The sequence below is a fragment of the Neisseria sp. HMSC70E02 genome (assembly GCF_001838645.1).
Classification (GTDB): Bacteria; Pseudomonadota; Gammaproteobacteria; order Burkholderiales; family Neisseriaceae; genus Neisseria; species Neisseria macacae.
The window spans coordinates 1-8,360 of sequence record NZ_KV838095.1; the positions used below are offsets into that span (position 1 = coordinate 1).

General features: G+C 53.4%; 10 protein-coding genes. 8 read left to right on the forward strand and 2 right to left on the reverse strand.

The genetic code is table 11. The annotated features are described in order from the left end of the window. Positions 1-81: 81 nt before the first annotated feature. Entirely contained in the window at positions 82-420 is a 339-nt protein-coding gene (locus HMPREF3277_RS06505; protein WP_003756171.1) for a P-II family nitrogen regulator, read from the reverse strand. Between the two features lie 600 nt (positions 421-1,020). Between HMPREF3277_RS06505 and HMPREF3277_RS06510 the strand changes: the two genes are divergently transcribed. Next, a complete protein-coding gene (locus HMPREF3277_RS06510) occupies positions 1,021-2,289 on the forward strand; it encodes an Nramp family divalent metal transporter (RefSeq protein ID WP_070870406.1) in 1,269 nt (422 codons plus the stop codon). Positions 2,290-2,295: 6 nt separating this feature from the next. Here HMPREF3277_RS06510 and HMPREF3277_RS06515 read toward each other — a convergent pair whose 3' ends face one another. Further along, positions 2,296-2,442, reverse strand: a complete 147-nt coding sequence (locus HMPREF3277_RS06515; protein WP_070870407.1) for a nitrogen fixation protein NifZ — start codon at positions 2,440-2,442, stop codon at positions 2,296-2,298. Positions 2,443-2,532: 90 nt separating this feature from the next. Between HMPREF3277_RS06515 and prfA the strand changes: the two genes are divergently transcribed. The 7 genes from prfA to kdsB all read left to right on the forward strand — a co-directional run bounded on the left by prfA (position 2,533) and on the right by kdsB (position 8,315). Then, positions 2,533-3,609 carry a peptide chain release factor 1 gene (gene prfA, locus HMPREF3277_RS06520; RefSeq protein WP_009174477.1) on the forward strand — a complete coding sequence of 359 codons (1,077 nt, stop codon included), beginning with the start codon at positions 2,533-2,535 and terminating at the stop codon, positions 3,607-3,609. A 245-nt stretch (positions 3,610-3,854) separates the two neighbouring features. After that, positions 3,855-4,862 (forward strand): FAD:protein FMN transferase, encoded by a 1,008-nt coding sequence (locus tag HMPREF3277_RS06525; protein ID WP_070870409.1) that lies wholly within the window; start codon positions 3,855-3,857, stop codon positions 4,860-4,862. 57 nt (positions 4,863-4,919) lie between these two features. Next, positions 4,920-5,945, forward strand: coding sequence for a tetraacyldisaccharide 4'-kinase (lpxK, locus tag HMPREF3277_RS06530; protein WP_070870411.1), 1,026 nt, complete (start codon positions 4,920-4,922; stop codon positions 5,943-5,945). Between the two features lie 47 nt (positions 5,946-5,992). Beyond that, positions 5,993-6,529 (forward strand): DUF2059 domain-containing protein, encoded by a 537-nt coding sequence (locus HMPREF3277_RS06535; protein ID WP_070870413.1) that lies wholly within the window; start codon positions 5,993-5,995, stop codon positions 6,527-6,529. Positions 6,530-6,549: 20 nt separating this feature from the next. Next, positions 6,550-7,125: a DUF2059 domain-containing protein gene (locus HMPREF3277_RS06540; protein WP_070870414.1), complete on the forward strand. Its 576-nt coding sequence runs from the start codon at positions 6,550-6,552 to the stop codon at positions 7,123-7,125. 249 nt (positions 7,126-7,374) lie between these two features. Beyond that, a complete protein-coding gene (locus tag HMPREF3277_RS06545) occupies positions 7,375-7,557 on the forward strand; it encodes a Trm112 family protein (RefSeq protein ID WP_002221286.1) in 183 nt (60 codons plus the stop codon). After that, entirely contained in the window at positions 7,554-8,315 is a 762-nt protein-coding gene (gene kdsB, locus HMPREF3277_RS06550) for a 3-deoxy-manno-octulosonate cytidylyltransferase (protein ID WP_070870416.1), read from the forward strand. The genes HMPREF3277_RS06545 and kdsB overlap by 4 nt, the downstream gene beginning before the upstream one ends. The last annotated feature ends 45 nt before the right edge of the window (positions 8,316-8,360 follow it).

Consider the following 8,360-nt stretch of genomic DNA (forward strand, 5'->3'; position numbering starts at 1 on the left):
TTATGAGTGTCCAAGATTTGGGGGCCAGTTCAGGATTTCAGACGACCTTATTTGTATCAGCCAATCGCGGCAACAATAAGATTAAATCGCCGCTTCCGCGCGTTCGCCCGTCCGTATCCGAATCACTTCTTCAACCGGCAACACAAAAATCTTGCCGTCGCCAATTTTGCCCGACCGCGCAGTCTCCACAATGATATCGATGGCGCGTTCCACATCTTCATCTGCCAACACCAGCTCAACTTTGACTTTTGGCAGAAAATCAACCGCATACTCCGCGCCGCGGTAAATTTCGGTATGCCCTTTCTGACGGCCGAAACCTTTAACCTCGCTGACCGTCATGCCGCTTATCCCGATTTCTGTCAGAGCTTCACGGACATCGTCCAATTTAAACGGCTTAATCACAGCTTCGATTTTTTTCATGATATTTTTCCTTAAATTTCAGGATGGCATAGCGTTCGACCCTCAACCAATCCGGTTTGGATAAAACGTTGAATCAGCCCAAATGCAGCCTTGCTTCCATTTTTTACACAATATAGTGGATTAACTTTAAACCAGTACGGCATTACCTCTCCTTAGCTCAAAGAGAACGATTCTCTAAGGTGCTGAAGCACCAAGTGAATCGGTTCCGTACTATCTGTACTGTCTACGGCTTCGTCGCCTTGTCCTGATTTATGTTAATTCCACTATAAAGACCGAACCGCCTGCCCATCCTAAATAGAACAGGTTGAATATTATAGTGAAACCCTAACAAAACCGCTATGGCGCGCTTGTCATCGGCTTCCGCCCATTTTCCAACACCTCCCTTTTAACACGGACAAACAGGAATAAAAAGCGATACAAGGTCGTCTGAAAAAGGTTTTTAGGCATAAAATTTCCTAAATAGCCCATTTTTTTATTTGATTAGTATTTTTTATCCAAAATTCAGCATAATGTTTTTCAATATTCATCATTCGGGATTTTGATTTACGTTAAAATATGCCTTTTTTTGTGAAGGTCGTCTGAAAAAGACGGAGAAAATAGATGTCTGAACAACATACACACGCTTCGACTTGGAAAAGCAAAATCAATGCGCTGGGGCCCGGAATCATGATGGCTTCGGCGGCGGTCGGCGGTTCGCACCTGATTGCCTCGACGCAGGCGGGTGCGCTTTACGGCTGGCAGCTTGCGTTGATTATCATTTTGACCAACCTCTTCAAATATCCGTTTTTCCGTTTCAGCGCGCATTACACGCTGGATACGGGCAAAAGCCTGATTGAAGGCTATGCGGAGAAAAGCCGCGTTTATTTGTGGGTATTCCTGATTTTGTGCGTTATCTCAGCAACGATTAACGCGGGTGCGGTAGCCATCGTGACCGCCGCCATTGTCAAAATGGCGATTCCTTCGCTGACGCTGAATGTCGGCGCAATCTCCGCGCTGATTATGGCTTCCTGCCTGATTATCTTGGCGAGCGGACGCTACAAAGCCTTGGACAACGTTTCCAAAATCATCATCGTCAGTCTGACGATTGCCACAGTCGCCGCCGCCGCCATCGCCATGTCGCGCGGCATGCAGATGAAACCCGACTTTATCGAGCCTACCCCATGGACACTGGCAGGCTTGGGCTTCCTCATCGCGCTGATGGGCTGGATGCCTGCGCCGATTGAAATTTCGGCTATCAACTCTTTGTGGGTAACGGAAAAACAACGCATCAATCCTTCCAGCTACCGCGACGGTATTTTCGACTTCAACGTCGGCTACATCACCAGCGCAGTGTTGGCAGTCGTCTTCCTCGCCTTGGGCGCGTATGTGCAGTACGGCAACGGTGAGGCAGTGCAAATGGCGGGCGGCAAATACGTCGGTCAACTGATTAATATGTACGCCGTCACCATCGGCGACTGGTCGCGTCCGATGGTCGCATTTATCGCCTTCGCCTGTATGTACGGCACGACGATTACCGTAGTGGACGGCTACGCGCGCGCGATTGCCGAGCCGGTGCGCCTGCTGCGCGGCAAAGACAAAACGGGCAACGTCGAACTGTTCGCCTGGAACGTTTGGGTCGCAGGTACGGGCTTGGCAGTGATTTTCTGGTTCAACAGCGCGATGGCGGAGCTGCTCAAATTCGCCATGATTACCGCCTTCGTTTCTGCCCCCGTGTTCGCTTGGCTGAACTACCGCCTCGTCAAAGGCGACAAACGCCACAAGCTGACGGCAAGTATGGACCTCCTCGCCATCCTCGGCTTAATTTACCTGACCGGATTTACGGTTTTGTTCCTGCTGAACCTGACAGGTATCTTGGCTGCACCTAAGTAAGCCCAATCAAAACAAAGGTCGTCTGAAAACCGGATTTTGGTTTTCAGACGACCTTTTGCCATGTATAGCAAAACGGGCAATCGAAGGGATGAACGTCAAACCGATAACGCAAAGCAAACCGACATCGCCGCAGCCCATCAGAAACCCCGCCATATCCTTTTGAATTTCCAACCAAACCCATTATAATAACGCCTCCTCGCGCCGTCGCGGACGACTCCCGGCGGCATTTGTTATGGAAGAATTATGAAGCCGTCTATCTTAGAAAAACTACAACAACTCAGCGACCGACTGGAAGAAGTCACCCACCTCCTCGGACAGCCCGAAGCCACGTCCGACATGGACAACTACCGCAAGCTCACGCGCGAACACGCCGAATTGACGCCCGTGGTCGAAGTGTTCCAAAACTATCAACTGGCGCAAAGCGACTTGGCGGATGCCGAAGAAATGCTGTCCGACCCCGAAATGAAAGACTTTGCCGCCGAAGAAATCGAAGCGGCGAAAGCCAAAATCGACACGCTCGATACCGAACTGCAAAAACTGCTGCTGCCCAAAGATGCCGACGACGACAAAAACATCTTCATCGAAGTGCGTGCCGGAACGGGCGGCGACGAAGCCGCGCTGTTTGCAGGCGATTTGCTGCGCATGTACAGCCGCTACGCCGAACGCAACCGCTGGCAGGTCGAAATCGTTTCCGCCAACGAAAGCGAGTTGGGCGGCTATAAAGAAGTCATCGCCCGCATTGTCGGCTTGGGCGCATACAGTCGTCTGAAATTCGAATCGGGCGGCCACCGCGTGCAACGCGTCCCCGCCACCGAAAGCCAAGGTCGTATCCATACTTCAGCCTGCACCGTCGCCGTCATGCCCGAAGCGGACGAACTCGAAGACATCGAGTTGAACCCCGCCGATCTGCGCATCGACACCTTCCGCGCATCCGGCGCGGGCGGTCAGCATATCAACAAAACCGACTCCGCCGTCCGCATCACCCACCTGCCCACAGGCATGGTGGTCGAATGCCAAGACGGCCGCAGCCAACACGCCAACAAAGCGCAGGCGATGAAAGTCCTCGCCGCCCGCCTGAACGACGCGCAAAAACGCGAAGCCCAAGCCAAAGAAGCCGCTGAACGCAAATCCCTTATCGGCAGCGGCGACCGTAGCGAACGCATCCGCACCTACAACTACCCGCAAGGCCGCGTGACCGACCACCGCATCAACCTTACCCTGCACAAGCTGGATTTTGTCATGGACGGCGACTTGGAAGAAATCACCAACGCCCTGATTGCCGAGCATCAGGCAGAGCTACTGGCGGCAATGGGCGACTGATAGGGCGGTTGATGCTTGGTGCCAAAGCGTGAAGGCAGGCTTAATGGCGGGAAAACAAGTTCTGCCGCAGCGCAAATCAAGCCTCAGCCGTCGCCCGCCGTCCTTTCCGTAACCATAAAAGTCATATGCGGAAATGACGGTGCTCCTAAAAACACCTTCCCAAAGTCCTCAAACGCAAACCCAGATAAACCGGTTTTCCCAGTCTTCCAACACCCCGCCCCTTTTCAGATGACCCATCCCAATCCATGAACACCCCGCTCACCCGCCGCCGTTTTTTCGCCATCGCCGCCCTGACTGCCGCCGGAGCAGCCGCGCCCTTCCTCCTGAACCGCAACCGCCCTGCCCCGTTACCAACTACCGTCGAGCCCGTCATTTGGAAAGGCATCGCGCTGGGTTCCGGCGCCGAGCTCCGCCTCTTCGGCGTTGACCGCAAAGAAGCCGAAATCCTCGTCAACAAAGTCCTCGCAGAAGTCGCCCGCCTCGAAAAAATCTTCAGCCTCTACCGCGAAGACAGCCTCATCAACCGACTGAACAAAGAAGGTCGTCTGAACAATCCGCCGCCTGATTTCCTCGCCCTGTTGAGCATTTGCCGCGACATCCATGCCCTGACAGACGGCGCGTTCGACCCCACCGTCCAAGTGTTGTGGAACCTTTATGCAGACCATTTCCGCCGCAACCCGCGTGCCGAAACCCCGCCGTCCGAACCGGACATCCGGCGCACCCTCAAGCTCGTCGGCTTCAAACACATCGTCTTCGACCAAAAAGCCATCCTCTTCGAACAAAAAGGCATGGGCTTATCCCTCAATGGCATCGCCCAAGGCTACATCACCGACAAAATCACCGCCCTGCTGCAACAACACGGCATCCGCCAAGCCCTCGTCGATATGGGCGAAATCCGCGGCTTCGACACCGACAACCAACGCACATGGAACGTCGGCATCCGCAATCCCCAAAACGAAGAAGCCACCCTCCTGACCATCCCCATGCAAAACCAAGCCTTCGCCACCTCAGGCGGCTACGGTACCGTGATGGACGAAGCCGGCAAGTTCACCCACCTCTTCGACCCGCGCACCGGCACTGCCACACCGCGCTACCGCAGCGTCAGCGTCATGGCGCCGACTGCCGCCGTTGCCGATGCCTTCTCCACCGCGTTCTCCATCATGGACGAATCCGCCATCCGTACCGCCGCGCGCGCCAAACAGGCAAAAGTCTGGCTGGTCATGCCCGACAACCGCATCGAAACCCTAGCCTGAACGACTTATCCGCTAAAATGGTGTACTACAAAGAAACGCAGCTACAAGGTCGTCTGAATGCCCAAACTCCATCAAATCATCGAACGCCATTGGCAACGCCCCAATCCGTTTTTATCTCTCCTGCTCAAACCCTTATCCAAACTGTTTGCCAAAATTGCGGCAAAACGGCGCGATGATTTCGTTTCAGGTCGTCTGAAAAGCGAAAAGCTGCCCGTACCCGTGGTCGTGGTCGGCAATATCCACGCGGGCGGGACGGGGAAAACGCCGATTGTCGCCGCGCTGGTGTCAGGCTTGCAGGAAAAAGGCATCAAGGTTGGCATTATCAGCCGGGGTTACGGGCGCAAGAGCAAGGCGGTTCATGTATTGAACGCCGTGAGCCGTGCGGAAGATGCGGGCGACGAGCCTTTGCTGCTGTTCCGTAAAACCGGCGCGCCGACGGCGGTGGGCAGCAGCCGTGCGGAGGCAGGCAGGGCGTTGCTGGCGGCGCACCCTGACATCGGGCTGATTGTGGCGGACGACGGTTTGCAGCATTACGCCCTGCGGCGGGATGTGGAAATCGCGGTTTTTCCGGCGGCGGATACGGGGCGGACGGATTTGGATTTGCTGCCCAACGGCAGTTTGCGCGAACCTTTGTCGCGGCTGGATTCGGTGGACGCGGTCGTTGTCAGCGGCGGCAAGGCGGATGCGTCGTTTGCGCCGTCTGAAAATATGTTCCACAGCCGTATCGAAACGGGACGGATTTACCGTTTGAACAAGCCGTCCGAAATACTGGATACAGGTCGTCTGAAAAACCAAACCGTCGCTGCCGTGGCGGGTATCGCCAAACCGGAGCGCTTTTTTGATTCGCTGCGGAACATGGGCATCACGTTGAACCAAACCGTCGCGCTGCCCGATCATGCCGACATCGCAGCGGCAGATTTGCCAAATGCGGACGCGGTGATTATTACGGAGAAAGATGCGGTCAAGTTTTCAGACGACCTCAATCTGAATCATGTATGGGTGTTGCCTGTTTGTGCGATAATCGAACCTGATTTGGCGGCGTTTGTGTCGGAACAGCTGAAAGATTCGCGACAGGTCGTCTGAAATCAATTGATTCTTTGTTGCTGTTGTCTTGAATAATAAGGAAATTTATGAACCTGAAGAAACTGCTGCTCACTTTCGTTGCCATTGCCGCCTGTTCCGCCGCAACAGCCGCGCCCCCAAGCGATAAGTCTTTAAATAGATGGATGGAAGTCCAGCATATCGAACGCGACTTTCTCAAAAATTTGACCAACATGGCGGAAGCACAAAACCGACAGCTCATGCAACCGATCATCTCCTCATATCCACCGGAACTGCAGCCGCAATTACAAGCCGCGTCAGACCGTTATATGAACAAAGTGCTTAAAGCTTATTTCACACCGCAACTTAGAAACAAATTAATGAAAGAAATAAAAAAAGTTGCCAAGGACGAGTTCACTCAACAAGAGATTGATGCCATGATTGCGTTTTACGAGACTCCCGTAGGACAATCTATCGTTGAGAAAAATTCGGTATTCATAAAAAAACTCGCCAATATAGGGGCAAGCGAAGCGGATATGAAAGAAATAGAAACAATTAGCGAACACTACCTAATTGAATTTGAAAACGAAATTAAAAAAATATTGTCTGAAGAATGTACCCCCTAAACCTTAAACAGGAGAAAAAGATGAAACTGAAAACCTTGTTATTGCCCTTCGCCGCGCTGGCATTGTGTGCCAACGCATTTGCCGCCACACCCAGCGACGCATCGCTGGAGCGTCTGTTTGAAGTGCAGAAGATGGATGCCTTGTTGGAACAGTCTTTCCAAAGCATGGAAGGCATTGTGCTTTCCGATCCGAATGTACAGAAATTTTTGAAAGATGCGCCGGAAGACAAACGTCCGCAGTTGGAAGCAGTCTTGAAAAAGTATGCAACCCGGTCGATTGCCGAAATCAACACGCCGCAAGTGCGCGCCCAGTTGCGTAAAGCGGCTTTAGACGGCATGAAGACGGTTTATACGCAAGAAGAAGTCAACGCATTGATTGGCTTTTACAGCACGGCGGTAGGTCAATCGATAATGGACAAAACGCCGCGCTATCTTGAGGCAACGGTGAAGCCGATGATGGACATCCTTGCCGGCAAATACACCCAATCCAACGAAAGCGCAAACTTGAGGCGCGAAATCCGCCAAATCATGTGCAACGGCAAAAATCCTGCCCAAGCCTGCGCCAAACAGCCGAACAAACCGGCACGGAAAAAATAATGCCGCTTAAGGTCGTCTGAAAACGAGCAAAGCAAGTTTCGCCAAAACGAGCGAAGCGAGTTTCGCTATAGTGGATTAAATTTAAATCAGGACAAGGCGCCGAAGCCGCAGACAGTACAGATAGTACGGCACCGATTCACTTGGTGCTTCAGCACCTTAGAGAATCGTTTTCTTTGAGCTAAGGCGAGGTAACGCCGTACTGGTTTAAAGTTAATCCACTATAAAACCATCAAACCCGAAAGAAACCCCATGGAAAAAAAATTCTTAGACATCCTCGTCTGCCCCGTTACCAAAGGCAGGCTGGAATATCATCAGGACAAACAAGAGTTGTGGAGCCGTCAAGCCAAGCTGGCTTATCCGATTAAAGACGGCATTCCCTATATGCTGGAAAACGAAGCACGAGCGTTGAGCGAAGAGGAACTCAAAGCATGACCGAATTCGTCGTATTGATTCCGGCGCGGCTGGATTCATCGCGCCTGCCCGGAAAAGCCTTGGCGGACATCCACGGCAAACCGATGGTTGTGCGCGTTGCCGAACAGGCGGCAAAAAGTAAAGCCGCGCGCGTCGTCGTTGCCACCGACCACCCCGATATTCAGACGGCCTGTCAGGCGCACGGCGTTGAAGTCGTCATGACTTCAAACCGGCACGAAAGCGGCACGACACGCCTTGCCGAAGCCGCTGCCGCGCTGAAGCTGCCGCAACATCTGGTGGTCGTCAACGTACAGGGCGACGAGCCGCTGATTGCCCCCGAACTCATCGACCGCACCGCCGAAGTCTTGGTGGAAAACAACGTACAAATGGCGACCGCGGCGCACGAATTGCACGATTTCGACGAATTTATGAATCCCAACGTCGTCAAAGTCGTCCTCGACAAAAACCGCAACGCCATCTACTTCAGCCGCGCCCCGATTCCCTATCCGCGTGATGCCATGCGCACCGAAAAACGCGAATTGCCCGCCGAAACCGCCGTCCTGCGCCATATCGGCATCTACGCCTACCGTGCCGGTTTCCTGCAACGCTACGCCGAAATGAGCGTCTCGCCGCTGGAAACCATCGAATCGCTGGAGCAACTGCGCGTCCTGTGGCACGGCTACCCAATTGCCGTCGAAACCGCCAAAGAAGCCCCCGCCGCCGGTGTGGATACGCAAGAGGATTTGGACAGGGTCAGGGCTGCGTTCGAGGTTGTCTGAAATTGGGCGAAGCGGGTTTCGCCAAAATCTGAAATCAGTCGGTTT

Bases quoted from the DNA above. Each gene is read 5' to 3' on its own strand.
- HMPREF3277_RS06510 (WP_070870406.1), top strand. From the start codon at position 1,021: ATGTCTGAACAACATACACACGCTTCGACTTGGAAAAGCAAAATCAAT.
- HMPREF3277_RS06505 (WP_003756171.1), bottom strand. From the start codon at position 420: ATGAAAAAAATCGAAGCTGTGATTAAGCCGTTTAAATTGGACGATGTC.
- prfA (WP_009174477.1), top strand. From the start codon at position 2,533: ATGAAGCCGTCTATCTTAGAAAAACTACAACAACTCAGCGACCGACTG.
- lpxK (WP_070870411.1), top strand. From the start codon at position 4,920: ATGCCCAAACTCCATCAAATCATCGAACGCCATTGGCAACGCCCCAAT.
- kdsB (WP_070870416.1), top strand. From the start codon at position 7,554: ATGACCGAATTCGTCGTATTGATTCCGGCGCGGCTGGATTCATCGCGC.
- HMPREF3277_RS06525 (WP_070870409.1), top strand. From the start codon at position 3,855: ATGAACACCCCGCTCACCCGCCGCCGTTTTTTCGCCATCGCCGCCCTG.
- HMPREF3277_RS06535 (WP_070870413.1), top strand. From the start codon at position 5,993: ATGAACCTGAAGAAACTGCTGCTCACTTTCGTTGCCATTGCCGCCTGT.
- HMPREF3277_RS06540 (WP_070870414.1), top strand. From the start codon at position 6,550: ATGAAACTGAAAACCTTGTTATTGCCCTTCGCCGCGCTGGCATTGTGT.
- HMPREF3277_RS06515 (WP_070870407.1), bottom strand. From the start codon at position 2,442: ATGGCGGGGTTTCTGATGGGCTGCGGCGATGTCGGTTTGCTTTGCGTT.
- HMPREF3277_RS06545 (WP_002221286.1), top strand. From the start codon at position 7,375: ATGGAAAAAAAATTCTTAGACATCCTCGTCTGCCCCGTTACCAAAGGC.